The organism is Arcicella rosea, assembly GCF_040543805.1.
Lineage (GTDB): Bacteria > Bacteroidota > Bacteroidia > Cytophagales > Spirosomataceae > Arcicella > Arcicella rosea.
The window spans coordinates 49,327-75,634 of the sequence record NZ_JBEUMS010000010.1; the positions used below are offsets into that span (position 1 = coordinate 49,327).

The following is a 26,308-nucleotide window of genomic DNA, read 5'->3' on the forward strand; positions in this document are numbered from 1 at the left end:
CAGTCGGAAAAAATATTCCGATTGTTTTTTGTTTTAAGGCAAGTGCTATTAAAATTACGAACCAAAAAATTATATAAAATAAGGAATATTCAGCAAAAAGGTACTCCCCTCTCCTTCTACGCTATGAAAAGTAATATTTCCTCCTAATCTTTCCGTCAATTCTTTGGCAACACTCAGTCCAAAACCAGTACCTTCAGTTCTGATAGAATTACTCGCTCTGAAGAATGCTTCAAATACTTGGTCTTGTTCCTTGGCTGGAATCCCAATTCCATAATCTTTTATGGCTATTTCAATTGATTTATCTAAATATGTTAATTGGAGTTCAGGGTTTTGATTCGATAAACGGGAATATTTAAAGGCATTGTTGAGTAAATTATTGAGTATCACATCCAACAATGTTTTATCAGAAATTATCTCTTTATCATCATCAGGTAAAAATAATTCAAGCGTTTGGTTACTTGGTAATGACTGTCGTAAATCTGATACAAATGTTTTAATAGAAAAAGACTGAGTAGTAAGCCTCGTTGTATCTGCACCTGTATTTTCTAAAGACAAAACATCTTTAATCATAAATGATAACCTATCTATTTGTAGTTTTATGATTTCAATATGTTTATGTATTTTCTCGGAAACAGACTTATTTTCTATAAAATCGCTTGTCATTTCTATTAATTCTGTACTTCCCAAGATAGCAGCCAAAGGTGTACGGAACTCATGTGAAGTTAAAGTAAGATACCTTGATTTGATAGCATTCAGCTCTTTTTCCTTCGCCAATAGTAATTCTAATTTTTGAAGTTTCTCTTTATGTGCTTCGGCTACTTTAAGATGTTCAATATCCTGAAAAATACCATATATACGATTTACTTCTCCTTTTGTTTTTTCAGCTTTACCAGCTACTCTAATCCAAATTTCTTTCCCTGCTTTATTAATAATTTTAGATTCTATATCAAAAGGTATTCCTTCTTCTAAACAGTTTTTCAGAGCTACTCTTACCGAATCTCGATAATGCCCTTCTTTATAAAATATTATTCCAGATTCTAGTGATGGATTGAAGTCAGCTGGAGTACCTAAAATTTCTTTAATAAGATTTGACCAATGAATAACCTTGGTTTTTAAATCAAAACTCCAACCTCCGAGTTTAGCAACTCGGCTTGATTCTTCTAATAAGTTTCTTGTTCTTTGAAATGCTAATTCTATTTCTTTTTGTTGTGTAATATCAAATAGATAACCATGAAAAAGTACTCCATTTTTAACTCTTTCTGGTTTTGCAATCGAATGCACCCATTTTATCGTTCCATCAGGTAAACAGACTCTATACTCGTGTTCAAATTTTGAAAAACTTTTAACAGCTTGCATGATTAACCCTGTCATTTCTTGAAAATCTTCTGGATGAATAATTTTCCAAAAAGCATTGGCTTTTTCAGCAGAAGACATTTTATTGAAACCTTCTATTTCAAAGAAATCATTTGAGTGATAGATGATAGATGAACCTCCATTACGATTTACCTCGAATTGATACAATACTCCGGGAAGTTGTTTCGTCAGTTTTGTGAGTAAAATATTAGATGCTTCTTTCCCTATTTCTATTTCTTTTATGTAAGAAATATCTTGAATCGATCCAAAAATTCTTTTATTATTTGATTCCGAAAAATCAGCATAACCAATAATTCTTACCCAAATATCATCTCCAAAATTATTCGTCATTTCCAGTTCAAGATTGAATGGCTGACCATCATTAATACACAAATTCAAGGCTCTAGAAATGGCATCTCTACTTTCTCCTTCTTTAAAAAAAGTATTGATGGTTTCCATTGAAGGCTGGAAAGCCTCATTAATCCCAAAGATTTCTTTAGTGAAATCAGACCAATTTGATTCTCCAGTATTAAGGTTACTTTCCCAAGCACCAATCATAGCAAGTTTATTACTTTCTTGTAATAGCCTTTTGGTATCTTTTAATTCATCTTCTACTTTTTTGCTCTCCGTAATTTCAATAGAATATCCATGCCATAAAACGCTATTCACCAAACGTTCTGGATTAGCAACTAAAGCAATCCATAGCGTACCTCTATTTTCATCATGATAACGATATTGAAAACTTAGCGTTGTTAATGTTTTAGCCGACTGCTGCACCTTTTGCATTATTATGGGCAAGTCTTCTGAATGAATGTGCTGAAAATAATAGGCACTCCTCTGTTGGGGAGTCATTTCATAATAATTATTTGAATTAATGAAATTTCGAGAAGTATATGGAAAGTAAGATTCACCAGTATCAAATAACTTAAATTGGAAGAGTGTTCCGGGGACTTGAGTTGCAAGTTTTGCTAATAATTCTGTTGTTCGTCTATGCTCAATAGCGATTTTTTTTACGTGATTAATATCTTGAAAAACACCAAAAATCCTTTTATTATTCGATGCTGAAAAATCGGCTTTTCCAATTGCTCTTACCCAAATTTCATTCCCTTTTGCAGTAATGAGTTGGAGTTCAACATCAAAGGTTTTTTCTAGTGCTATACAATCTTCAACGGCTTTTGTGATGGTATCTCTACTAATGCCTTCTTTATAGAAATTAATTCCATCAGCTAAACAAGGCTGAAAGGTATCGGGTACTTCATGGATTTCACAGGTTACTTTACTCCAGTATAAAGCTCCAGTATTCAAATTCATTTCCCAACTACCAACTCTTGCCATTTGGCTACTCTCTTCGAGAATCTCTTCGTTTTTTTTGAGCTGATTGAAAAAATCTAAATCAAGGACTACTTTATTTGCATCAATATCAACTTGACAAGCAAAAGTATTTGCCCCTAATACACCCACCATTTTTTTCTTTTCATCAAATACATTGAGCATTTTGCAATCCATCACCAGCTTATTTCCATTTTCATGAAAATAAGTAAACTGATGAAAATAACTGCCTTTTTCGACTGAGTAATCAATAGTATTTAAGAAAAAATCTTGCTTAAAAAAATGTATAAATTGCTGATTTAAAGCAAAATCATTATCTTTTTGTTGATAGCCCAAAACACTTTTCAACTTTGTATTTACCCAAGAACGATTGCTGTCTTCGGCATTCCAAAACCATAAACCATCAAGTGCATATTCCTCAATAAAATCAAGAATGGATTCATCTGTTTTTAAGAATTGTATCAGATTGCTTTTTAAATACATATTTTAGAGGTTTAGGTTATAATGATACTTTCATGCCCAGATTAGTGGAGCTTTTTCTAACTTCATAAACAAATTTAAGCCTTTCAGATGAAATTATTTCTCTTGTTTATTGCAATAAACCTATACAATGCGATTCTTGAAAGTTTATTATTTAACTATTTTAATAAAAATAATAACTTTTTGAGTATTTATAAATAAGCCTTCTCTTTATGAATCAAAGATGAAAGGTTATTATTACGAAATATCGAATCAAAAAGAAGACCAAAGGCTGTGGATGTCGGTCGTAGAAGGCAATATCAATGCTTTGGGTTTGATTTTTGACCGCTACGTACAAGAATTACATAGTTATGGCTATCGTTTATCTAATAATAGTGCCCTCACACAGGATGCCATTCAAGATGTTTTTATTCAAATCTGGCATTATCATGAAAATTTAGCCAAGGACGTTCAAGTAAAATTTTATCTGTATAAATGTTTAAGACGCACGCTTTTAAACACCCTCACAAAAGAAAATATCTATACTGGAATATTTGACGAGGAAATGTTGGAGGATAACGATGACTCTTTCGAGGATTTGTGGATACAGACTGAAGAGCAGCATAAACAAGATAAACAATTAGCTGATTCTTTAGATATGTTGTCGCTACGAGAAAAAGAAATTATTTCTTTGAAGTACTTTTCTGGCATGAAAATTAAAGACATTGCCTTATTATTGAATCTAAAAGAACAAACCATTGCGAATACTCTTCAAAATGCACTGACCAAACTTCGTAGTAAATTAGTGTATTGCATTACCCTCTTTTTTCTCTTCTTCAATTAATTTTAAAAAAATCTAAAATTCTTTAGTAGTAAAATATAGCACCCAACTCTGTATTATTGAAAGACAAATTATTATTCAATAAATACAATGTTTGACTACTTATATTATACGCCAGAACAATTAGCCCAAGATGATTACTTCATTTCTTGGGTCTGTTCTACTGATATTTCTACAGAGCAATTTTGGCAAAACTGGCTAGAAACCTATCCATTCAAAAGAGCTGATGTAGAAACAGCACGCCAAATTGTATTGACTATCCATCAATTAGAAATACCAAAACTGTCTTCTCTCCAAGTAGAATCGTTAAAAAAATCCATCTTTTCTACGATTGATGAAAGTGCGAATCATGCTAATATTAGTGTAAAACCAGCTAAATTTTATAAAAAGAACCTTTGGCTAATTACGGCTTTGGCAGCAAGTTTAGTCATTGTTCTTTCTGTATTTTTTTATAAAAAGGTCGATACAAAAACTATCGAATATTCAGATTTAGTTAGTGAAGCTTCTTCCAAATATAATCTTGTAGAAGTAGGGAATTTATCAAATGCTGTACAGCTAGTTGTTTTGCCTGACGGTAGTTCTGTCATTTTAAAGAAAGGAAGTAAGCTATCTTATCCCAATCATTTTTCGGACGATTCCCGTGAAATATATTTAACGGGCGAAGCTTTTTTTGAAATTGCCAAAGACCCCTCTAAACCTTTTTATGTGCATGCTCATGAAATCATTACGAAAGTATTAGGCACAAGTTTTAATGTGAAGGCTTATCCAAACGATAAACAAATTCAAGTAAGTGTTAAAACGGGAAAAGTTTCTGTGTATCAATCAAATGGAATTGAAGCGGAACAGCAGGCTAATCATAAAAAATTAGAAGGATTTGTATTGAGCCCTAATCAAGAGGTTATCATCAAAAGACAATTGCTCACTTTTGAAAAGAAAAACATTAAAGCAATTGACAAACAAGCTATTTCTATTCAAAATATAGCCTTTGAGTATGAAGAAGTATCAGTACTCAAAATATTTAAAGACCTTTCAGAAGCCTATAATATTACCATTGTATGTGATGAAAACATCTTTAAAAATTGCCTAGTAACAGCCTCTCTGACAGACGAACCATTATCTGAAAAATTAAAACTAATCAGTAAATCAGTAGAAGCAACTTATGAAATCGTGAACGGGAAAATTATAATTAGTGGAGTAGGATGCAATGAACAATAATAATCAGTATATCATAAAACAACCCTTTTAGTGTATGAAAAAAAAACAGACAATCTTTCCCTCACAATGAAGTCCTTCATGACTTTAAAATCAATTTTTAATTAAAAACGTCGATAAAGCGGCCACTTTACCGACGTCTCCTAATCAATCGTCAGAAATGACGAATGACCTTTTATTGTCAAAATCGAACATTTTAACAAAACGAATTTATGAAAAAAAATCCCAAAATCCACCATTTTATATGGAGTATTATGAAATTAACCTTTGTACAACTTTTATGGGTTTTAGTGTTCACTAATGTGGTTTCAGCCCATATTAGCGATGCCCAAAGCTTGTTGAATCAAACTGTTACAGTAAACTTTTCAAATCAAAAAATAAAAGATGCCTTAAAAACAATTGAGCAGTCATCTAACGTAAAATTTATTTATAGTAATCGAGTACTTAATCCACAACAAAGAGTCAATTTCAATACTGACAAAAGTAAGTTGATAGAAGTATTAGATAAACTATGTACTTCTTTAGAGTTGTCTTACGAAGTATCTGGCAGACAAATCTTATTGAATAAAATTGAAAAAAAGCATTTAGTCGAAAACAAGTTAATCGACATAACAAACGAAATAGTATTTCTGCCCATCTCAGGAAAAGTAACAGGTATAAATAATGAAGCCCTACCAGGAGTAAATATCCAAGTAAAAGGCACTAACATTGGTACAAGTACTAAAAACGATGGTACTTTTTCATTGAATATTGGTGATGAAAATACGGTTTTAGTCATTACTTCAGTAGGTTATGTTAGTCAGGAGGTGACAGTTGGGAAACAATCTTTTCTAACGATAAAATTATTAGAAGATACAAAATCACTTAGTGAAGTCATCGTCATTGGTTATGGCACAGCGAAGAAATCTGATTTGACAGGAGCAGTATCTACTATCTCTTCAAAAGATTTTGAGAACACGGTGAATACCAACGTCGGGCAAGCTTTACAAGGACGAAGTGCAGGAGTACAGGTAACTCAAAACACTGGTCGTCCGGGCGATTCACCCATTGTTAGAATCAGAGGAGTTGGTACAACAGGAAACAGCAATCCTCTTTATGTAATTGATGGCGTAATTACAGATCAAGGCATTAGTAATATCAATCCAGATGATATAGAATCAATGACGGTATTGAAAGATGCTGCATCTTCGGCAATCTATGGAGCCAGAGCTGCCAATGGTGTTATTTTGATTACGACGAAAAGAGGGAAAGCTGGTCAAGCAAAAATTACTTTTAGTAGCTATTATGGTATTCAGAAAGCTTGGCGTTTACCTAAAATGCTGAATGCGACAGAATTTGCCACTTTACAAAATGAAGCAAGGACCAATGCAGGTTTACCAATTTATTGGGGAAGAGTAGATACATTGGGTGTAGGCAACGAAAAAATCGCAGAAGTTTTTCAAACAGCTCCTATTCAAAACTATAATTTTGGTATTTCTGGCGGTTCTGAAAAATCGCAATATGCGGTTTCAATGGGCTATTTCTCTCAAGAAGGTATCGGTATTGGTGTTAAATATAATAGACTTTCTTTAAACGTAACATCCGACCATCAAATCACTAAGAAATTCAAATTTGGAAATAGCTTATCGCTTACCAAAGGATTAGAACGAAGTGGACAATGGAATGAGACTTTTGTGAATGCTATTCGTTTTTCGCCAACGATTCCCTACAGATTTGCGAACGGAGAATATGGCTATGCAACACGCCAAGGCGAACAATTAGGTTACTTGCCTTCAGTTCCTAATGCCTATATTTTTCAGAACGATATTGACAGGTACCGCTTGTTAGGAAACGTGTATGCAGAATATAGCATTCTTCCTTTCTTAAAATTCAGAACGACTTTAGGGGCTGATATTTTGATTGAAGATAGAACTAGCTTTACGCCTACTTATGCTTTTGGTGGAAGAACCAATACAATCAGTACATTAGATAGAACCTATCTTAACAGCAGTACTTGGCTCAACGAAAATACTTTGGCTTATGACTATACTTTTGCCCAAAAACACAGTATTTCCGCATTGGTTGGTCTTACCCAACAAGCAAACCGTTATGATACTTATACCGCTCACCGTGAAACCTTTCCGAACAATGACATCAGAGTATTAGATGCAGGAGCTTTAAACGACAGAGCCAGAGGTACTGCCTCTGAATGGTCAATTCGTTCATATTTAGCCAGAGTAAACTATAATTTTTCAGACAAATACTTAGTTTCAGCTAATGTGCGTATTGATGGGTCTTCCCGTTTTGGTACCAATAATAAATATGGCGTATTTCCATCATTCGCTGCTGCTTGGAGGGTTTCTGCCGAAGATTTCATGAAAGACCTTAGTGCAATTTCAGACCTTAAAATTCGTGGTAGCTGGGGACAATTGGGTAATCAGGAAATTGGTTTATATGCTTTTACCTCTGGTTTAGATTTATCACAGAACTATGTATTGGGTAGTAATCAAGGTATTGCGCCTGGGGTCGCTCCTACTTCATTGGGTAATCCAAACATTAAGTGGGAAACAACAACCATTAGTGATATAGGAGTAGATTTAGAACTTTTCAATAATAGAATGTCGATTACGGCTGATTATTTTTCAAAACTTACTTCAGATATGCTCGTGCAAGTACCTATTCCAGGAACAACAGGAGTAACAGGTGCACCTTATCAAAATGTGGGTTCTGTTCGCAATTCAGGTTTTGAATTAGGGCTTACTTATCGTAAAAGAACAGGCGATTTCAAATACGATATTAATGCTAATATCTCAACAATAAAAAATGAAGTAGTTTCTTTAGCAGGCTTACCCATTTTCTCTAGTGTATTCAAAACAGCAGAAGGACATCCTATTAGTTCAATATTTGGATATGTACAAGAGGGCGTTTTCCAAAACCAAGAGGAAATCAATAAACATGCAACCCAAATTAATGCCAAACCGGGGGACATCAAGTGGAAAGATTCGAATAATGATGGAGTAATCAATGATTTGGACAGAGATTATATTGGCAATATTATTCCAAGATTGAGCTATGGATTAACCACCAATATGTATTATAAAAATTTCGACCTCAGTATTTTTATTCAAGGAATACAAGGAAGAGAGGTTTATATTGACGGCACAGGCGGACGTAGATTAATGGATAATTTTGATAATACCACGGCCGATTATATTACTCGTTGGACTGGTCCGGGTACTAGTAACCATGTTCCAAGATTGGTTTGGGGTGATCCAAGCAACAACCGTAGAACCTCTGATTTCTGGGTGTATAATGCTAGTTATATGCGTATCAAAAATATTCAGTTGGGTTATACTTTGCCAAAAGGTACTTTGGGTGTTAATAAAATTAGGGTTTATACTAGCTGTCAGAATTTACTTACAGTTACGCCATATCCTTGGTTTGACCCAGAAGTTGGTGCGGGAAGAGACAATAACTTTACCAGTTTAATGACTTACCCACAACCTAGAACAATCCTTTTTGGTATCAATTTAGACTTTTAATTCGTATAGAATCATGAAAAAAACAATATATACATTTTTCGTAATTGCTTTACTAAGCAGTTGTGATAAGGAATTTCTGGAAAAGCAACCTCTTAATGCAGTAACTACAGAGAATTTTTACAAAACATCTGACGATGCTGTTAGAGCGACCAATGCAGCATACAAGCCATTGATGTACAATGGGCTAGGTCAGTTTGGACTTTGTTATTATGGAAATTATTTGGCTGGCGACGCAACATCATTAGGGGATGCAGCAGATTGGGCTCAAATTGAAAATAATAACATTACTTCCGACAACGGGGCTGTTAGAAATACATGGAATGCTGCCTATCAAGGCATTCTTAGAGCGAACTTGGTCTTAGAAAAAGTGCCTGCTATTCAGATGGATGCAAATCTTAAAAAAAGAGTATTAGCAGAAGCATCTTTTTTAAGGGCGGTTTATTATCATTATTTGATACTTCTATTTGGTGATGTGCCTTTGATTACAAAACCACAGACGAATCCAAGTGATTTTTTGGTAGCTAGAAATAGTAAAGAGGAAGTTTATCAGCAAATTATCAAGGATTTACAAAGTGCAGAAGCAGGACTACCACTTACTTATCCAGCATCAGACCTTGGTAGAGCAACCCAAGGAGCAGCCAAAGCCTTTTTAGCCAAAGTATATTTATACCGCAAGCAATGGAACGAAGCAGCAAGTAAAGCTAAAGAAGTAATAGATAGCAAAGTTTACAGCCTATTCGACAGATATTTTGATAACTTTGAACTGGCTACAGAAAACGGGAAAGAATCCATTTTTGAAATTCAGTACGCATCATTTTTAGGAGGTTTGGGCAATGCTACTAATAACTACGATGCACCAAGGGGTTCGGGTTTTACTTTAGATGGTGGTTATGGCTGGAGTTGCCCGACTAAAGTTTTTGTAAATACTTTTACAACAAATGACCCAAGATTAGGCTATACAGTATTTAGAGATGGAGATGTTTTCCAAGGAATACCTTATAGTTCATCTACTTCGTCAACAGGGTATAATTCAAAAAAATATGTAGTTGGTAAAGGAACAAACATTGGTAAAACCGACGACCCTAAAAACTATATTCTTATGCGTTATGCCGATTTGTTATTGATGTATTCAGAAGCATTGAATGAAGCAGGAAAAACCGCAGAGGCATATACGTTCATTAATACTGTTCGTGCTAGAAAGGATGTCAATCTTGCACTATTAAGTTCAGGCATGACACAAACAGAAATGCGAACAGCAATTAAAAAAGAGCGTACTGTAGAATTAGGTATGGAAGGACTACGTTGGTTCGATTTAATCCGTTGGGGTGACGCCGCTACTTATCTGAAATCAATTGGTAAAACTAATTATAAAGAAGGAGTTAGCGAGTTATTACCAATCCCTCAAGCAGAGCGTGATATTAATCCAAAACTTACTCAGAATCCTGGTTACTAATAATTTGCTATTTTAATACTTATACTGTTATAAGATTATCCATCTTATAACAGTATTTTTAATGAATTTTACCTTTGCTAAAAAGAGAATCATCCCACACTTACTTACCTCACTTTTAGAAAAACTTTATTATACGCTAAACATATTACTAGAAAATGACAAACAATCTATTTAAAAAGAAAGTACTTTTCATCCTCCTTTTTGCTATTTCAAATTTTGTTCAGGCACAAAAATCATTGGTTTTGTGGTATGATAAACCTTCTGGAAATGTATGGGAAAGAGCTCTGCCCATTGGCAACGGTAAAATTGGAGCGATGGTTTATGGGAATGTATCTCAAGAGATTTTACAATTAAACGAAACGTCTGTCTGGACGGGTAGCCCCAATAGAAACGATAATCCTGATGCGCTGGCTTCTTTACCCGCTGTTCGTAAATTAGTTTTTGATGGAAAACAAAAGGAGGCTGAAATCTTATCTGAAAAAACGATACAAAGTAAAAAATCGAACGGACAGATTTTTCAACCAGTTGGCAGTCTGAATTTACGTTTCGCCAATCATGAAAATTACACTAATTATCGTCGTGAATTAAATATTGAACGTGCCATAAGTACCACAACATACAGTGTTGATGGCGTTCAATATACCCGAACTTCCTTCGTCTCCTCTCCTACCAATACTCTAGTCATGCGTATTACAGCGAATAAAGCTAACAGTATTTCACTGGACGCTTTTTTTACTACGCCACAAAAAAATGTAAAACTTAGTACGAATTCAAAAAAACAATTGATTTTGCATGGTGCAACCGCTGGACACGAAGGAGTAGAAGGCAATCAGCTGAAATTTAATGCTTTAACAACCTTTAAGCAACAAGGAGGAAGCATTACTTCAAACGATACATTGACCAAAATTACAGGTGCTAATGAAGTAATTATTTATGTAAACATTGCAACCAATTTTAATTCTTATAAAGATTTATCAGGAAATGAAATCGCTAGAACGGAAGCCGATTTACAGAAAGCACTCCCAAAACCCTATGCTACTTTATTGAACGAACACGTGGCGAATTTTCAATCGTTTTTTAATCGTGTAAAATTAGATTTAGGCTCAAATCCTGCTGCTGAGCAAAAACCTACAGATGTACGTTTGGATGAATTTAGAACGAATAACGACCCTACTTTTGCAAGTTTATATTTTCAATACGGACGTTATTTATTGATTTCTTCCTCTAAAATTGGCGGGCAACCTGCTAATTTACAGGGCATTTGGAACAATAAAATGTTTCCTTCTTGGGATAGTAAATACACCATCAACATCAATACTCAGATGAATTATTGGCCTGCCGAAAAAACCAATTTATCAGAAATGCACGAGCCTCTGTTAAAAATGGTGAAAGAATTATCGGAAACAGGACAAGAGACTGCTCGTATCATGTACGGTTCAAGAGGCTGGGTGGCGCATCATAATACTGACCTTTGGAGAATTACTGGTCCAGTTGACCGAATTTTTTGGGGCGTTTGGAGTATGGGTGGCGCTTGGTTATGTCAACATTTATGGGAACGCTACCTTTACACGGGCAATAAAGCTTATTTAGCAGAAATATATCCTATTTTGAAAGGTGCTTCTCTGTTTTTTGTCGATGATTTGGTAGAAGACCCACGCAATAAATACTTGGTCATCAATCCGGGAACTTCACCAGAAAATGCTCCTGCTGCTCATCAAGGCTCATCTTTTGATGCTGGCGTAACAATGGATAATCAAATTGTTTTTGATATGCTCAGTGTTACCATTCGTGCGGCTGAATTATTGAAAAAAGATCAACAATTAGTAGATACGCTTAAAACGATTCGTCAAAGATTATCACCAATGCGTATAGGGCAATATAATCAAGTACAAGAATGGATGGAAGATATTGATAGTCCGAACGACAAGCACCGTCATATTTCACATTTGTATGGTTTGTTTCCTTCGAATCAAATTTCGCCATATCGTACTCCTGAATTATTTGTGGGCGCTAATAATACCCTGATTCAACGTGGCGATGTATCAACAGGTTGGAGTATGGGTTGGAAAGTAAACTGGTGGGCTAGAATGTTAGACGGGAATCATGCGCATCTATTAATTCAAAATCAATTATCTCCTTTAGGCGTCAATGCTGCGGGCGGTGGTACTTACCCAAATTTGTTTGATGCTCACGCTCCATTTCAGATTGATGGTAACTTTGGTTGTACTTCTGGCATTGCCGAAATGCTGGTACAAAGTCACGATGGAGCCATTCATTTATTGCCAGCATTGCCTGACTTTTGGAAAGAAAAAGGAAGTATTTCAGGCTTGAAAACTCGTGGTGGTTTTGAAATTGTAAAAATGACTTGGGCGAATGGAAAAGTAACAAGCTTGCAAATAAAATCTACTATTGGCGGAAACTGTCGCTTGCGCATCGGAGCTGCTCTCAAAGGTAAAAATGTAAATTTACAAACAGCCAAAGGAGAAAATAGTAATCCATTGTTCGTAACGGAAGAAACGGCAAAACCAATTATTTCACCTAAAGCAAGTATTATATTAGCATCAATTCCTCCGACTTTCTTGTATGATTTTACCACTGAAAAAGGTAAGGTTTATACTTTTGATGTACAGTAAAAGCACTCAGCTTTAATTCTTTTTAATGCAGGAAATTGAATAGTTATTTCCTGCATTAAAGATAAAGTATTCATTTACAACACTTTCAAAATCTTTGCTGGAACACCAGCAACTATTGTATTAGCTGGCACATCTTTGTTTACCACTGCACCTGCTGCAACAATTGCGTTTTCGCCAATTGTTACTCCGGGCAATATCGTTGCTCCAGCGCCAATCCAAGCATTTCGTTTAATGACAATTGCTTGTAAAATAACGGTTTTTCTATCTGTCGGATCTAAGGGATGATTTTCAGAAGTAAGGTTTACTCTTGGTCCAATCATCACGGCGTCTTCAATCGTAATACCTCCTAAATCCAAAAACGAGCAAGCATGATTAATAAAAACGTTTTTACCAAGACTGATAAATTTTCCAAAATTGGTATAAAATGGAGGAAAAATTGCGGTTGATTCGTCTATTTCTGTGCCAATGATTTCACTCAATTTCGTTCTTACTTGATTTACATCTGTTGCTGAAGCATTCATTTCTGAACACAAACGGATGGTTCGAGCAACAACTTCCATGAATTTGCTGTACTCTTTATCCTCTTTTTTTAAGGGCTCTCCTGCTCTCATTTTTTGAAAAATATCACTCTTGTCCATAAAATTAATTGATTAAAAGCTCAATTCATTCGATATTCATGTGGTGTAACGCCTACTTTTTGCTTGAAGAATCGTGAAAAATGTTGCGGATACTTAAAGCCTAATTGATATGAAATTTCACTCAAAGATTTACTTTTGTCCAAGATTCGCTCTTTGGCAAGGTCTATAAATTTCAATTGTATAAATTCTAAGGCTGTTTTACCTGTTTCTTTCTTGATTAAATCTCCGAAGTAGTTAGGAGAAAGATGTAATCGGTCTGCAAAGTAAGCTACCGACGGAAGTCCATTGCTTTGAAGTTCTTCACGAAAAAGATATTCGTTTAATAATTGTTCAAACTGTTCGATAATACCATGATTTACATTTTCTCTGGTAAGAAACTGGCGGTCGTAAAATCTTGAACAGTATTTTAATAATAACTCAAGATTGGCTACGATTAGCTTTTTGCTATGTTTATCAATATTCTGTTTAATTTCAGATTCTATATTGGCAAAGCAAACATTGATAACCTCTCTTTCTTTTTCAGAAACATGCAATGCTTCGTTAGATTGATAACTAAAAAATGAATACTCATGAATTTGTTTGCCCAAACTCGTTCCTTTGATTAAATCGGGATGGAAAACCAAAGCTACACCATAAGGTTGATGTAATTCTCCTTCGGGTTCATTTGTAATTACTTGTCCGGGAGCAAAAAATACAATCGTTCCCTCATCATAGTCATAATAACTATTCCCATAGCGTAAATCTCCACAATTAGCTTCTTTGATGATAATGGCGTAAATGCCCATCATAAACTTACTTCTCTTCAACACATCAGATTTCTTTAAATCAACCAAACTAATGAGCGGATGCAAAGTTGGGTTATTAAACATCTGACTGTATTGCTTTATTGTATCATATATTATCATGGTTCTTTCAGCTTTTAGATTGAAATATTGTTCGAAATATATCAAAGAATTATAAGCTTATTTTCGGCATCAGTAAAATTGGTAAGTAAAACAGTAAAATCTATAAAATTTTAAAGGTCTTTATGAGATAATTTTGAAGCGTAAAATCCTAACCATTAAACTATTGAAAATGACTTACTTAAAATTTAACTTTTTATTGATTTCACTTTTGTTCATTCAAACAAGTTATGCCCAACAAGATAGTACTGTTACCAAATTTTCGGGTTCAATTGGTATTACGAACAATGGTTTTTCTATCATTCCTACTTTTTCCTTGCATAGACCAGCCACTATTATGAATTTTTCGTGGCAAAGAAATAGATTTAGTTTTAATCCTGATATTCGTTTAGTATCAGATGCCAGTAAAGGAGGGATGATTTTCTGGTTTAGGTATCAGGCCATTCAAGAAAAGACATTTGGTTTGCGAGTAAGTGCTCATCCAGCCTTTACATTGATTAGAAGAAGCATTGATGATAATGGAAATGCTATTGAAATCACAGAAATGTTAAGGTTTTTAGCTTATGAAATTACGCCAAGCTATCAAATTTTTCCTAATTGGAATGTCAGTGCAGTATATTTACAAGGTAATGGATTACAGAAACATGGTCCACAACTTACACAAGTATTGTTTTTAAATACAAGTATTTCAAATATAAAGCTCGGTGGAGATTTTAGGTTTCAATTCATGCCATCTGTTTACTTTTTGAGCACCGATGGTTTTAGAGGAGATTATTTCTCTGCCACAGGAATTTTATCTAACAAAAATATTCCATTTACTGTACAATCTACTATTAATCAAACAGTTGATTCGGATGTTCCCAATAATAAAGATTTTATGTGGAATGTCATGTTGAGTTATAATTTTAATAAAAATCTTAAAAGTGTAAAATAATATTTACTCAAATGAAAACATACTCTTTAAACATCAACAACAAAACTATCAAAGTTGAAGCAGAGCCAGATACGCCCATGCTTTGGGTTATTCGTGATTATGTAGGACTAAAAGGTACCAAGTTTGGTTGTGGCATGGGGCTTTGTGGTGCTTGTACCATTCATTTAGATGGACAAGCGATTCGTTCATGCCAAACGCCAATTTCTTCTGTAAAAGCAATGAGTAAAATCACAACCATCGAAGGCATTGCTAACAATATCGACCATGTGGTTCAAAAGGCTTGGATTGAAGAACAAGTACCGCAATGTGGTTATTGTCAGTCTGGACAAATTATGTCGGCGGTAGCATTACTTAAGTCAAATCCTAATCCGAGCGATGAAGACATTGACAATTATATGTCAGGAAATATCTGTCGTTGTGGTACTTATGTGCGTATTCGTAAAGCAATTCATTCGGCAGCGAATGAGTTAAAATCAGCAAAAAATAATAATAAAACCGTTAAATCAACCCGTTAAACGATACAAAAATGTCAACTAAAAACGTCAATCGCCGTGATTTTTTACGATATACAGGTTTATCGGGAGCGGCTTTTATTTTAGGAATTTCTTCTGCCAAAGCAGGTCAAATTACTGAAATTAGTAATTTAAGCACTCTTGCAGAAAACTATCAACTTACACCATACATCATCATTGAAAGGTCTGGAAAAATCACTCTTTTTAATTCAAAACCAGAAATCGGACAAGGTACTTTTCAATCAATTCCTGCTTTGATAGCCGAAGAATTAGAACTTTCGCCTGAACAATTCACAGTAAAACAGACGGGTGGAGAAAAGAAATTTGGTGATGCTCAGTTTGCTGGCGGTAGTTTTTCGGTACGATCAAGTTATTTCGATATGCGTAAAGCAGGTGCTTCTGCACGTGAAATGCTCATTTCGGCGGCTAGTCAACAATGGAATGTACCTGTTTCAGAGTGTTACGCCAAACAAGCTAAAGTTTTTCATAAGCCATCAGGAAAAAGTTTAAGCTATGGCGAATTGGTAGAAACGGCTTCAAAATTAGAAGTGCCGAAAAATCCTACTTTGAAAGATGCCAAGGATTTCAATATCTTAGGAAAATCAATCAAACGCCAAGATGTCCCCTTAAAAGTTTCTGGTAAAGCCGTTTTTGGAATTGATGCCGAAATTCCCAATATGGTTTATGCCTCGGTAGAACATTGTCCTGTTTTTGGAGCAAAATTGAAAGATTTTGACAAAACTGCTACCATAAAAGTAGCAGGTGTTGAACAAGTATTGGAAGTAGAAAGAGTATTTGGTGTTTATAAAGCAACAGGCGTAGCAGTAATTGCTAAAAACTATTGGGCGGCACTCAAAGGACGAAAAGCCTTGAAAGTAAACTGGGATTATCAAGGGAAAGAGACCTTCAACTCGCAAGAATACACAAAATCTTTGCATGAATTAGCCAAGAACGAAGGCGTAATTGATGCTAATATTGGTGATTTTGATAAAAGCTTTGGAGAATCAGCCAAAAAGATTGAAGCTTTTTACGAAACTCCATTTGTTTCGCATTCGCCAATGGAAGCCATGAACTGTACTGCCCATTGGAAAGAAGATAATACGCTGGAAATCTGGACTTCTACGCAAGTGCCTTCGGATGTAATGCGTGATTTACCAACTCGATTTGGCTTAAAAGAAGAAGCCGTTACTTTGCATACAGGTTTTAGTGGCGGTGGTTTTGGACGAAGATTAGCAATAGACTTTATCATTGAAGCGGTGAATTTGACCAAAGTACTCAAAAAGCCTGTGAAAATGATTTGGACAAGAGAAGACGATATGCAGTTAGGACCATTCCGTCCGCCAACGTTTTCTGCTTTTAAAGGTGCTATTTCGGAAGATGGTAAATTAGTGGCATTTCAGCATAAAGTGATTTCGCCAACCATCATGTCTTTTTTGAATCCCAACAATGATAAAACAAAGTTGGATGGCACCATGACAGAAGGCATCAGTCATCAAAAATATGAGATTCCGAACATGAAAAACCTTTTTGTGTATGCTGACATTCATATTCCGATGTTTTGGTGGCGTTCGGTAACGAGTTCGACTTTAGCCTTTTCGCATGAATGTTTTATTGACGAGTTGGCTCATGCCGCTGGCAAAGACCCAATGGCTTTTCGGTTGGAAATGCTTACGAAAGAATCTGACACCAAACGAGTACTAAATAAACTCAAAGAAGTATCAAAATGGGATACTCCTTTGCCTAAAGGGAAAGGTCGTGGTGTGGCACAATGGGAATTTTTTGCAGGATTGGGCGGACAAGTAATTGAAGTAACAAAACTTTCAAACAATGCTGTAAAAATCGACAAAGTTTATGCTGTAATCGACTTAGGAACAGTCGTGAATCCTGACACCGTAAAAGCACAAGTAGAAGGAGCCGTTGTAATGGGCATTACCGCAGCCATCAAAAACGGAATTACGTTTGCCGAAGGGAAAGTAGAACAAAGTAATTTTCACGATAATCCTGTATTACGAATCAGTGAAGTGCCAAAAATAGAAGTACATATTTTAGCAGAAGGTGGAAAAGACATCAAAGGCGTTGGCGAGCCTGGACTTCCACCCGTTGCTCCTGCTTTGGCAAATGCTATTTTCTCTGCAACGGGCATAAGAGTACGCAAAATGCCTTTTGATATTGATAATTTATAGTTCAATGCGATAGCAATATCACGTAAAAATTTCAACATAAAACTAATGAGTACAAACATAAAATCAAGAGGCTACGCAGCCAAAGATACATCTGGAGTATTAAGTCCGTGGGAATTTGAACGCAGACCTGTAGGCGATAATGATATTTTAATTGATATTAAATTTGCCAGCATTTGTCATTCAGACATCCATCAAATGAAGGGAGATTGGGGAACGCAACAATATCCTCAAGTTCCGGGGCATGAAATTGTTGGGATTGTTGCTGCTGTAGGAAAAAATGTCACCAAATTCAAAATTGGCGATAGAGCGGGCGTAGGTTGTATGGTTGACAGTTGTATGACTTGTGAAAGTTGTACACATGGCGAAGAACATCACTGTGATAATGGTGCAACTGTATTTACTTATGGTGCGCCCGATAAAACTTCTCCAACAGGTATTACGCAAGGTGGTTATTCCAACAATATTGTGGTAAGAGACCATTTTGCAGTTCATATTCCCGAACACATCAGTTTAGAAAAAGCAGCACCATTACTTTGTGCAGGTATTACCACTTACTCGCCTTTGATGAATGCGAAAGTGAAACAAGGAGATAAAATTGGAGTAGCAGGTGTGGGCGGATTAGGACATATTGCCATCAAATTGGCTGTTTCAAAAGGTGCAGAAGTCTATGCTTTTACTTCATCAGCAAAGAAAACAGAAGAAATACTTTCTTTGGGAGTTAAAGAAGTAATCGTTGTGGATGATATTGCTAAACTAAAACCTTACAAAGGAAAATTGGATTACATGATTTCCACCATTCCTGTACAATATGATGTTGCCGCTTATACATCCGTCGTAAAACGAAATGGACATTTTACACAAGTCGGAATGCCTGTTGGATTTAATATCACATTAAACAATCTTGGTTTATCTATTTCTCGTGTTAATTATAATGCTTCGCTGATTGGAGGAATCCCTGAGACTCAAGAAGTAGTGGATTATTGTGCAGACAACAACATTTTCCCTGATACACAACTGATTAAGGCTGAAGAAATCAATGAAACTTGGGAAAAAATCATTAAAAATGAATCAGGTCATAAAAGGTTTGTAATTGATGGAACAAGCTTTTAAATAAACATAAAATGAATCTACCATTTTTTTTTACCCATTCGTTTTTTCTGTAATTACCTGTTTTACCTCTTGTAGTCGAGAGGTAAAACAACCTAGTAATATAGAGATAAATCCAGCCAAATCGGATACAATTAATAGCGTACAGATGAGCAATAAATTAAGCATAAAAGTAAATTCATTTACTTTTTCGGCAACACTTCTCGATAATACAACATCAGTAGCTTTTAAAGCGATGTTGCCTCTTACTATTAAAATGAATGAGCTCAATGGAAATGAAAAATACTTTGACCTTCCCAAAAGTTTACCAACAAATTCATCTGTACCATCTTCTATTCATAACGGAGATTTGATGATGTACGGCTCAAACACTTTTGTACTTTTCTACAAAACATTTTCAAGCTCTTACAGGTATACAAAACTTGGACAAATAGACGATACTACTAACCTTTCCGAAGCACTTGGTTCAGGCGATGTAACCGTAACATTTGAACTGATTCCATAAATCATAAAGCGGTCGAAATTAGTTTTTCAACCGCTATTTAATTTTAAAATTGGGGATAGCTCATATAATGTATTTATTTCATCTTCAAAAAGATTGCTGGTAAAGCTTCCAAATCCAAGGCATTCATTTCTATTAATTTTAATGACTTCACCATTTTCAGGGTTGAAGTTTTATAATGTAAAAAATGAGGAGTTTTTAAGTGTGCCTCATACGCTTCTCGGTTTGCATATATTTCCAGAATTTTTATTAAAGTCGGATTTTCCTTCTGAAACATAGGTAAAATAGACACAACACCCGCTTCCAGTTTTACTGATGCTCCAGATTCTTCTTTTAAAATAGCTTTATACTCCTCAAGACTTTCGGGAAAAATCTCTATTTCTGCAATACGAATCATCATGTCTTTTTGCTGGGCAGACGATGTGTGTGATGAAAAAATCATAGCGAAAGAAATAAGAAAAAGGAATACGATTTGAACCTTTTGGGGCTGGAATTTAATGATATATTTTTGCATTATTGTATTTTAAGTATTTGATTTATAAACAATTAATCTAATTCGATAACATTCTATATTCATTTGGCGTATAGCCTGTACTCTTTTTAAACATTCTATTAAAATGCTGTGGATATTTGAATCCTAGTTCAAAGGCAATTTGACTGACTGATTTTTCGGTATCAAAAATCCGCTCTTTCGCTACATCGACTAATTTTAAATGAATGTGTTCTTGAGCCGTTTTTCCAGTTTCTTTTTTGATTAAATCCCCAAAATATTTTGGTGAAAGATTCAAACAATTCGCAAAATAACCAACACTTGGAAGTCCTAATTCTGTGGTTGTTTCAGCATAGAAATAGTCATGTAAAAAGTGTTCAAATTTTGATAAAACATCAGTATTGATGTTTTCACGAGTAATAAATTGCCTATCATAAAAACGAACACAATAATTTAAGAGTAATTCAATATTGTTGGTAATGATTCTTTTACTGTGTTTATCAATTGCTTGGCTTATTTCATATTCAAGTTTGCTGAATAAGTCTTTGATAATTTGCTGTTCTTTCAAAGACAAATGAAGTGCTTCATGCGATTCATACGAAAAGAATGAATACTGACTCATTAATTTTCCAAGAGCCGTTCCTTTTACTAAATCAGGATGAAAAAGTAAAGCCCAACCTGTTGGCTGGTAACTTTCATCATGATTTACTTCCAAAATCTGCCCTGGTCCTACAAAAACAAGCGTTCCTTCATCATAGTCGTAGCTATTTCTTCCATATTTTAATTCTCCGCAACGTACTTCTTTCAAAAAGATAGCATAAAAGCCAAAATGAAAACGACAGTGATTTGGAAGTGCTTTTGTTTTTGAATTATCGTACACACTTATCAGTGGATGTTGTGTATCTATACCCTTTATTGCATTGTATTCCGATACCTTTTCGAGCTTTATAATATTATTTTCCATAACCCTAATTTTTAAATCTATTGATGTAAATATAGCAGTCTGATTTTATCTATGTTCACCCAAATCCTCAAATCAGTAATGATGGTAGTAACATCAGGAATATATATACTTTTTGAAAATAATAAAGGCTGAAATTTGTATTGTCATTAAGGTTTTGACTAAGATCAAACAGATAAACAATCACAAAATCAACATGAAAACAAGAACATTAGGAAACAGTGGATTAGAAGTATCAGCCCTTGGAATGGGTTGTATGGGATTAAGTTTTGGCTATGGTCCAGCTACAGATAAACAAGTTGCTATCAATTTAATTAGAGAAGCTTACGAACAAGGAATTACTTTTTTCGACACGGCAGAAGCTTATGGTAAAGAAAATGAAGAGTTGGTTGGAGAAGCTTTAGCGCCTTTTAGAAAAGAAGTAGTGATTGCTACTAAATTTGGCTTTAAAGATGGAGATTCTAAAAAAGGACAAGACAGTCGTCCAGAACGCATCAGAGCCGTGGCGGAAGAATCTTTGAGACGCTTAAAAACAGATGTCATAGATTTATTTTACCAACACAGAGTAGATGTTTCTGTACCAATGGAAGATGTGGCAGGAACGGTTAAAGACCTTATTCAAGAGGGAAAAGTAAAACATTTTGGACTTTCAGAAGCAGGAGTTGACTCAATCCGTAAAGCGCATGCTGTACAAGCTGTAACTGCTTTGCAAAGTGAGTATTCGATTTGGTGGAGAGAACCCGAATTAGCCATTTTACCTACGCTTGAAGAATTAGGCATTGGCTTTGTGCCATTTAGTCCACTAGGTAAAGGGTTTTTAACGGGTGCTATCAACGCTGATACGCAATTTGACCCAACAGATTTTAGAAACCTCGTTCCTCGTTTTACGGAAGAAAACAGAAAAGCGAATCAAAAATTGGTGGAGTTATTGGCTGAAATTGCTTCTCAAAAACAAGCAACGCCTGCACAAATTGCATTGGGTTGGTTACTCGCACAAAAACCTTGGATTGTACCAATTCCGGGCACTACAAAATCACATCGTTTAACTGAAAATATTGGTGGTGCTTCTATTGATTTATCTGAAAACGATGTAAAAGCCATTGATGAAGCCTTTGCAAAAACCAATGTTCAAGGAGACCGCTATCCAGCTCATCTAATGCAAAGAGTTGGGAAGTAAATGAATGAATTGTGAGTCTGTGATTGAAAAGTACCTTACTCAGTAATATCAAATACAGAATACAATCAAAGATGTTTCACATAAAAAGAATAAAATCTATGAAAATCACTATTTCGTTACTCATGTTTACTTTTTGTACGCTATGTTCGTGTTCAGAAGCACAAGTGATTCGTCATAAAAAAATCTTGATTGTGTATTTATCTCGAACCAACAATACAAAAGCAATTGCTGAAATTATTCAGAAAAATATTGGGGGTGATTTGGTAGCACTTGAATTAGAAAAACCATATCCCAAAAACTATCAAGCAACGGTAGCACAAGTAGCCAAAGAAAATGAAACGGGTTTTCTTCCACCATTAAAAACAAAAATTGACAGCATTGGGAAATACGATGTAGTCTTTGTAGGATTTCCAACTTGGGGAATGCAATTACCGCCGCCAATGAAAAGTTTTTTAAAGCAATATGATTTAAGCGGAAAGACGATTGTTCCCTTCAATACCAATGCTGGTTATGGAATTGGAAGTAGTTTCCAAACAGTAAAAGAGCTTTGTAAAAAGAGTAACGTGGTAGAAGGGTTCGAAATCAAAGGCGGAATAGAACGAGATGGCATTTTATTTGTCATGAAAGATGAAAAAGCAGAAGAAGCCAAAACACTAATAGCAAATTGGCTTACAAAAATCGGTATTCACTATAAATCAATCTCAAAATGACATCATTTATTGATAAAGGTGTAGCTGCACCCACAGCGTATTTCACAGGAACAGTTTGGGTAAATATAAATGTAAAACCCGACGAAGGTTATAACATCAATATGGCTACGGTTACTTTTGAACCAAAAGGAAGAACCAATTGGCATACGCACGTCAGCGGTCAGATATTGTTTGTGATTGAAGGAACAGGCTATTATCAAGAAAAAGGGAAGCCTATAGAAGTAATTCAAAAAGGCGATGTGGTAAAAATTCCGAAAAGTGTAGAGCATTGGCACGGAGCTTCTCATGAAAGTTTAATGCGACATATTGCTCTAGTTCCCGACTATGACAAAGACAAAACAGAATGGCTACAGCCAGTAAGTGATGACGAGTACAACAGTATTTTTTGAAATGCAGGGAATCGGTATCGAGTTATTTTGGTGCCGATTTTTTGTTTTATCCCACCAAAATTTCAGAGTATTGAAATCTACTACACATAAGATAGAAATACACCCAACGATTTTTCGTTAGTTATCAAAGCAATAAATCATGTCTTGACTAAATCTTTAATTATATAAACTTTCTTTATTTATGAACAGGAATAACAATATTATTTACTTTATAGGATGCTTAATGATATTTTCTCATTGTTCACAAAATGGTAGTTCTGATACGCCCAGCACTCCAAGCACTCCTACTTCGCCCGTGGAAACAAACCCACCAAATACTAATTATAGTCCTGCTTTTTCTGGGCAAACCCGTATAAATCGTGTACGAACAGTTTCCGACTATCAAGTAAGTAACCTTACTACAAATCTTTCCAATCCTTGGGGAATCACTGCTTTACCTGACGGACGTCTATTAATAACAGAAAAAGCAGGACGTATGCGTATTGTTACTCCTACTACTGGTGAAGTAAGTAATCCTATTAGTGGGATACCTACTGTCAATTCCGCAGGTCAGGGTGGTTTACTTGGTTTGTGTATCGACCCTGCTTTTGCATCTAATAGAATGGTCTATTGGGTATTTTCAGAATCTGTTTCTGGAGGTACTGTTACGTCGGTTGCTAAAGCTAGATTAGCCAATAACGAAACGAGCATGGAAGGAATAAGCGTCATTTATCGTTCAAATACTCCTTATAATGGCAACTTACACTATGGCGGACGAGTTGTTTTCGACCGCACTGGAAATCTAATAGTAAGTATCGGAGAACGTTCTTCTTCAGAAATCCGTACTATGGCGCAGTCTGCCAATAGTAGCTTGGGGAAAGTAGTGCGTATTACAACAAATGGTCAGCCTGCTTCGGGAAATCCAATTTTTAGTCAATCGAATGCTTTGCCTGAATTATTTACGATGGGACACAGAAACCCTCAAGGTTTAGCAGTCCATCCAGTAACGGGAGATGTATGGCAAAGCGAACATGGTCCACGTGGTGGCGATGAAATCAATCGTTTACAAGCAGGTAGCAATTATGGATGGCCAGTTGTTACTTATGGCATAGAGTATGGAGGACAAGCTATAGGTTCAGCTATTCAGCAACAAAATGGAATGGAACAACCTGTGTATTATTGGGATCCTGTGGTGTCGCCAAGTGGCATGACTTTCTATAGTGGTAATCGTATTCCTGAATGGCAAAACAACCTTTTTATAGGCTCGCTCAGTGGTACACATATCGTTCGGCTGGTTATTGAGAATAATAAAGTAACTGGTGAAGAAAGATTACTTTCGAATGAAGGTCAGCGATTTAGAGATATTACGCAAGGCATTGACGGCGCTTTATACGCTATCACTGACCAAGGTCGATTATATAAGATTGACAGAAGATAATAACTTCAAAAAGCCGCATACCACTTCCCTGAAAACATTAAATTTTATCTTCTTTTGAAATGCAGGAAATCGGTATCGAAATAGTTCGGTACCGATTTTTTGTTTTATACATTCTCTTTCTCCTTAGAAAATCGTCTGTAGTCTTCAAATCTTGAATTCTTTCCTAAAATACCCTTGCTTTTTGTTACATCTGTCATGGTACTGGGGCTGATTTTATCTCCAATTTTGACACAACAAAATATGGTTTAAAATATAAATAATTGTAATTGTCTAATTCAAACACTTGCAATTATCCAATGTTTTAAAACAGAAAACAGAAACATTTTAATTTTCAAAATTTTAAATCGTAAGGTAATTATGAAATTTTCAAGACCAAATTTATTTTTAGGAAAAGCTATTCTTTTTATGCTCTTATTGAGTTGGAGCAGTTTTGCTGCCGATGTAAAAACACTTGAAATCGGAGCTTCAGCTCCTGATTTTAGTTTACCAGGAACAGACGGAAAAACGTATAGCTTAAAGAGTTTTGCTAATGCTAAAGTATTAGCCATCGTTTTTACTTGTAATCATTGTCCAACTGCACAAGCTTATGAAGATAGAATTATTGCTTTGGCGAATGAATACAAAGCCAAAGGAGTTACTTTAATTGCTGTTTCGCCAAATGACCCAAAGGCAATTGCTCTCGACGAATTAGGTTATAGCGATATGAGTGATTCATTTGAAGAAATGAAGATTCGTGTCAAAGAAAAAGGTTATACTTTTCCTTATTTATATGATGGAGCAACGCAAAAAATGTCAAGAGCTTATGGCCCAATTGCTACTCCTCACCTATTTATTTTTGATAAAAGCCGTAAACTTCAATACGTTGGTCGCCTTGATGGTGCTGAAAAACCAGGTAAAGCTAATGCAGAAGATGCCCGAAATGCTTTAGATGCTCTTTTGGCTGGAAACCCAGTTGCTACGCCAGTTACCAAAACATTTGGTTGCTCAACGAAGTGGTCAGAAAAAAGTGAATGGGCGGTAAAAGCTCCTTTAGAATGGGCAAAAGAACCCGTAAACATGAATATCATTGATGATAAAGGAATTGCAGAACTACTTGCTAATAAAACGGATAAAGTAAAATTAATCAACGTTTGGGCAACTTGGTGTGGACCTTGCGTTACTGAAATGCCTGAATTTGTCAATATCAATCGTATGTACAGACGACGTGATTTTGAATTTATCACCATCAGTGCGGATAAACCAGACAAAAAAGATAAGGCTCAAGAATTGCTAAAAAGAATGCAAGCATCAGGTCAAAATTATATTTATAATTCAGAAGATAAGTACAAATTAATTGAAGCCATTGATCCAAAATGGCAAGGTGCTTTACCTTATACATTGCTGATTGCTCCCGGTGGAAAAATTCTTTACAGAACGCAAGGCACTATCGTTCCACAAAAAATGAAAAGAATGATTGTGGAACAAGTAGGTAGAGTTTATTAATAGCAAGTCCAAAATTCGATTTCATTAAACCTATAAGCATTTTTGTAATTGTCTAATAATCAGACACTCAATCATCAATTCTTATAGGTTTATCTTCTCAATT

At 35.3% G+C, this 26,308-nt stretch carries 20 protein-coding genes; 15 read left to right on the top strand and 5 right to left on the bottom strand.

The annotated features are described in order from the left end of the window. Nucleotides 1-69: 69 nt before the first annotated feature. The gene (locus ABID42_RS14135; RefSeq protein ID WP_367284194.1) at nucleotides 70-3,165 is read right to left on the bottom strand and encodes a PAS domain-containing protein; all 3,096 of its coding nucleotides are present in this window, start codon (nucleotides 3,163-3,165) and stop codon (nucleotides 70-72) included. A 220-nt stretch (nucleotides 3,166-3,385) separates the two neighbouring features. Here ABID42_RS14135 and ABID42_RS14140 point away from each other — a divergent pair, with 220 nt between their 5' ends. The 5 genes from ABID42_RS14140 (at nucleotide 3,386) to ABID42_RS14160 (ending at nucleotide 12,801) form a co-directional block, all read left to right on the top strand. After that, nucleotides 3,386-3,985: an RNA polymerase sigma factor gene (locus ABID42_RS14140; RefSeq protein ID WP_323259711.1), complete on the top strand. Its 600-nt coding sequence runs from the start codon at nucleotides 3,386-3,388 to the stop codon at nucleotides 3,983-3,985. 87 nt (nucleotides 3,986-4,072) lie between these two features. Next, nucleotides 4,073-5,197: a FecR family protein gene (locus ABID42_RS14145; protein ID WP_367284195.1), complete on the top strand. Its 1,125-nt coding sequence runs from the start codon at nucleotides 4,073-4,075 to the stop codon at nucleotides 5,195-5,197. A gap of 209 nt (nucleotides 5,198-5,406) precedes the next feature. Further along, on the top strand, nucleotides 5,407-8,715 hold the full coding sequence (locus ABID42_RS14150; RefSeq protein WP_367284196.1) for a SusC/RagA family TonB-linked outer membrane protein: 3,309 nt from the start codon (nucleotides 5,407-5,409) through the stop codon (nucleotides 8,713-8,715). 13 nt (nucleotides 8,716-8,728) lie between these two features. Beyond that, entirely contained in the window at nucleotides 8,729-10,168 is a 1,440-nt protein-coding gene (locus ABID42_RS14155) for a RagB/SusD family nutrient uptake outer membrane protein (protein ID WP_367284197.1), read from the top strand. 155 nt (nucleotides 10,169-10,323) lie between these two features. Next, nucleotides 10,324-12,801 (top strand): glycoside hydrolase family 95 protein, encoded by a 2,478-nt coding sequence (locus ABID42_RS14160; protein ID WP_367284198.1) that lies wholly within the window; start codon nucleotides 10,324-10,326, stop codon nucleotides 12,799-12,801. A 74-nt stretch (nucleotides 12,802-12,875) separates the two neighbouring features. Here ABID42_RS14160 and ABID42_RS14165 read toward each other — a convergent pair whose 3' ends face one another. Both ABID42_RS14165 and ABID42_RS14170 read right to left on the bottom strand, forming a co-directional pair. Next, nucleotides 12,876-13,412, bottom strand: coding sequence for a sugar O-acetyltransferase (locus ABID42_RS14165; RefSeq protein ID WP_367284199.1), 537 nt, complete (start codon nucleotides 13,410-13,412; stop codon nucleotides 12,876-12,878). 47 nt (nucleotides 13,413-13,459) lie between these two features. Then, entirely contained in the window at nucleotides 13,460-14,344 is an 885-nt protein-coding gene (locus ABID42_RS14170) for a helix-turn-helix domain-containing protein (RefSeq protein WP_367284200.1), read from the bottom strand. Between the two features lie 169 nt (nucleotides 14,345-14,513). On the opposite strand from ABID42_RS14170, the gene ABID42_RS14175 reads away from it, so the two are divergent. The 5 genes from ABID42_RS14175 to ABID42_RS14195 all read left to right on the top strand — a co-directional run bounded on the left by ABID42_RS14175 (nucleotide 14,514) and on the right by ABID42_RS14195 (nucleotide 19,582). Further along, a complete protein-coding gene (locus ABID42_RS14175) occupies nucleotides 14,514-15,275 on the top strand; it encodes a hypothetical protein (protein ID WP_367284201.1) in 762 nt (253 codons plus the stop codon). An 11-nt stretch (nucleotides 15,276-15,286) separates the two neighbouring features. Beyond that, nucleotides 15,287-15,790 carry a (2Fe-2S)-binding protein gene (locus ABID42_RS14180; protein ID WP_367284202.1) on the top strand — a complete coding sequence of 168 codons (504 nt, stop codon included), beginning with the start codon at nucleotides 15,287-15,289 and terminating at the stop codon, nucleotides 15,788-15,790. Between the two features lie 11 nt (nucleotides 15,791-15,801). Further along, complete coding sequence (locus ABID42_RS14185) at nucleotides 15,802-17,970, top strand: xanthine dehydrogenase family protein molybdopterin-binding subunit (protein WP_367284203.1); 2,169 nt, start codon at nucleotides 15,802-15,804, stop codon at nucleotides 17,968-17,970. 45 nt (nucleotides 17,971-18,015) lie between these two features. Continuing rightward, nucleotides 18,016-19,080, top strand: coding sequence for an NAD(P)-dependent alcohol dehydrogenase (locus ABID42_RS14190; RefSeq protein WP_367284204.1), 1,065 nt, complete (start codon nucleotides 18,016-18,018; stop codon nucleotides 19,078-19,080). A gap of 145 nt (nucleotides 19,081-19,225) precedes the next feature. Continuing rightward, nucleotides 19,226-19,582 carry a cyclophilin-like fold protein gene (locus ABID42_RS14195; protein ID WP_367284205.1) on the top strand — a complete coding sequence of 119 codons (357 nt, stop codon included), beginning with the start codon at nucleotides 19,226-19,228 and terminating at the stop codon, nucleotides 19,580-19,582. Between the two features lie 73 nt (nucleotides 19,583-19,655). On the opposite strand, the gene ABID42_RS14200 is transcribed toward ABID42_RS14195, so the two are convergent. Both ABID42_RS14200 and ABID42_RS14205 read right to left on the bottom strand, forming a co-directional pair. Further along, nucleotides 19,656-20,093, bottom strand: a complete 438-nt coding sequence (locus ABID42_RS14200) for a putative quinol monooxygenase (protein ID WP_367284206.1) — start codon at nucleotides 20,091-20,093, stop codon at nucleotides 19,656-19,658. Between the two features lie 37 nt (nucleotides 20,094-20,130). After that, on the bottom strand, nucleotides 20,131-21,033 hold the full coding sequence (locus ABID42_RS14205) for a helix-turn-helix domain-containing protein (protein ID WP_367284207.1): 903 nt from the start codon (nucleotides 21,031-21,033) through the stop codon (nucleotides 20,131-20,133). 193 nt (nucleotides 21,034-21,226) lie between these two features. Between ABID42_RS14205 and ABID42_RS14210 the strand changes: the two genes are divergently transcribed. The 5 genes from ABID42_RS14210 to ABID42_RS14230 all read left to right on the top strand — a co-directional run bounded on the left by ABID42_RS14210 (nucleotide 21,227) and on the right by ABID42_RS14230 (nucleotide 26,205). After that, nucleotides 21,227-22,207, top strand: a complete 981-nt coding sequence (locus tag ABID42_RS14210) for an aldo/keto reductase (protein WP_367284208.1) — start codon at nucleotides 21,227-21,229, stop codon at nucleotides 22,205-22,207. A gap of 98 nt (nucleotides 22,208-22,305) precedes the next feature. Further along, on the top strand, nucleotides 22,306-22,917 hold the full coding sequence (locus tag ABID42_RS14215; protein WP_367284209.1) for a flavodoxin: 612 nt from the start codon (nucleotides 22,306-22,308) through the stop codon (nucleotides 22,915-22,917). Continuing rightward, complete coding sequence (locus tag ABID42_RS14220) at nucleotides 22,914-23,306, top strand: (R)-mandelonitrile lyase (RefSeq protein WP_367284210.1); 393 nt, start codon at nucleotides 22,914-22,916, stop codon at nucleotides 23,304-23,306. Before ABID42_RS14215 ends, ABID42_RS14220 begins: the two co-directional genes overlap by 4 nt. Nucleotides 23,307-23,487: 181 nt before the next feature. Further along, the gene (locus tag ABID42_RS14225) at nucleotides 23,488-24,723 is read left to right on the top strand and encodes a PQQ-dependent sugar dehydrogenase (RefSeq protein WP_367284211.1); all 1,236 of its coding nucleotides are present in this window, start codon (nucleotides 23,488-23,490) and stop codon (nucleotides 24,721-24,723) included. 357 nt (nucleotides 24,724-25,080) lie between these two features. Further along, a complete protein-coding gene (locus ABID42_RS14230) occupies nucleotides 25,081-26,205 on the top strand; it encodes a redoxin family protein (RefSeq protein WP_367284212.1) in 1,125 nt (374 codons plus the stop codon). Nucleotides 26,206-26,308: the final 103 nt, after the last annotated feature.

What these genes read in the sequence shown, in the direction of transcription:
- ABID42_RS14135 (WP_367284194.1), bottom strand. Translation starts at nt 3,165, where the DNA reads ATGTATTTAAAAAGCAATCTGATACAATTCTTAAAAACAGATGAATCC.
- ABID42_RS14140 (WP_323259711.1), top strand. Translation starts at nt 3,386, where the DNA reads ATGAAAGGTTATTATTACGAAATATCGAATCAAAAAGAAGACCAAAGG.
- ABID42_RS14145 (WP_367284195.1), top strand. Translation starts at nt 4,073, where the DNA reads ATGTTTGACTACTTATATTATACGCCAGAACAATTAGCCCAAGATGAT.
- ABID42_RS14150 (WP_367284196.1), top strand. Translation starts at nt 5,407, where the DNA reads ATGAAAAAAAATCCCAAAATCCACCATTTTATATGGAGTATTATGAAA.
- ABID42_RS14155 (WP_367284197.1), top strand. Translation starts at nt 8,729, where the DNA reads ATGAAAAAAACAATATATACATTTTTCGTAATTGCTTTACTAAGCAGT.
- ABID42_RS14160 (WP_367284198.1), top strand. Translation starts at nt 10,324, where the DNA reads ATGACAAACAATCTATTTAAAAAGAAAGTACTTTTCATCCTCCTTTTT.
- ABID42_RS14165 (WP_367284199.1), bottom strand. Translation starts at nt 13,412, where the DNA reads ATGAGAGCAGGAGAGCCCTTAAAAAAAGAGGATAAAGAGTACAGCAAA.
- ABID42_RS14170 (WP_367284200.1), bottom strand. Translation starts at nt 14,344, where the DNA reads ATGATAATATATGATACAATAAAGCAATACAGTCAGATGTTTAATAAC.
- ABID42_RS14175 (WP_367284201.1), top strand. Translation starts at nt 14,514, where the DNA reads ATGACTTACTTAAAATTTAACTTTTTATTGATTTCACTTTTGTTCATT.
- ABID42_RS14180 (WP_367284202.1), top strand. Translation starts at nt 15,287, where the DNA reads ATGAAAACATACTCTTTAAACATCAACAACAAAACTATCAAAGTTGAA.
- ABID42_RS14185 (WP_367284203.1), top strand. Translation starts at nt 15,802, where the DNA reads ATGTCAACTAAAAACGTCAATCGCCGTGATTTTTTACGATATACAGGT.
- ABID42_RS14190 (WP_367284204.1), top strand. Translation starts at nt 18,016, where the DNA reads ATGAGTACAAACATAAAATCAAGAGGCTACGCAGCCAAAGATACATCT.
- ABID42_RS14195 (WP_367284205.1), top strand. Translation starts at nt 19,226, where the DNA reads ATGAGCAATAAATTAAGCATAAAAGTAAATTCATTTACTTTTTCGGCA.
- ABID42_RS14200 (WP_367284206.1), bottom strand. Translation starts at nt 20,093, where the DNA reads ATGCAAAAATATATCATTAAATTCCAGCCCCAAAAGGTTCAAATCGTA.
- ABID42_RS14205 (WP_367284207.1), bottom strand. Translation starts at nt 21,033, where the DNA reads ATGGAAAATAATATTATAAAGCTCGAAAAGGTATCGGAATACAATGCA.
- ABID42_RS14210 (WP_367284208.1), top strand. Translation starts at nt 21,227, where the DNA reads ATGAAAACAAGAACATTAGGAAACAGTGGATTAGAAGTATCAGCCCTT.
- ABID42_RS14215 (WP_367284209.1), top strand. Translation starts at nt 22,306, where the DNA reads ATGAAAATCACTATTTCGTTACTCATGTTTACTTTTTGTACGCTATGT.
- ABID42_RS14220 (WP_367284210.1), top strand. Translation starts at nt 22,914, where the DNA reads ATGACATCATTTATTGATAAAGGTGTAGCTGCACCCACAGCGTATTTC.
- ABID42_RS14225 (WP_367284211.1), top strand. Translation starts at nt 23,488, where the DNA reads ATGAACAGGAATAACAATATTATTTACTTTATAGGATGCTTAATGATA.
- ABID42_RS14230 (WP_367284212.1), top strand. Translation starts at nt 25,081, where the DNA reads ATGAAATTTTCAAGACCAAATTTATTTTTAGGAAAAGCTATTCTTTTT.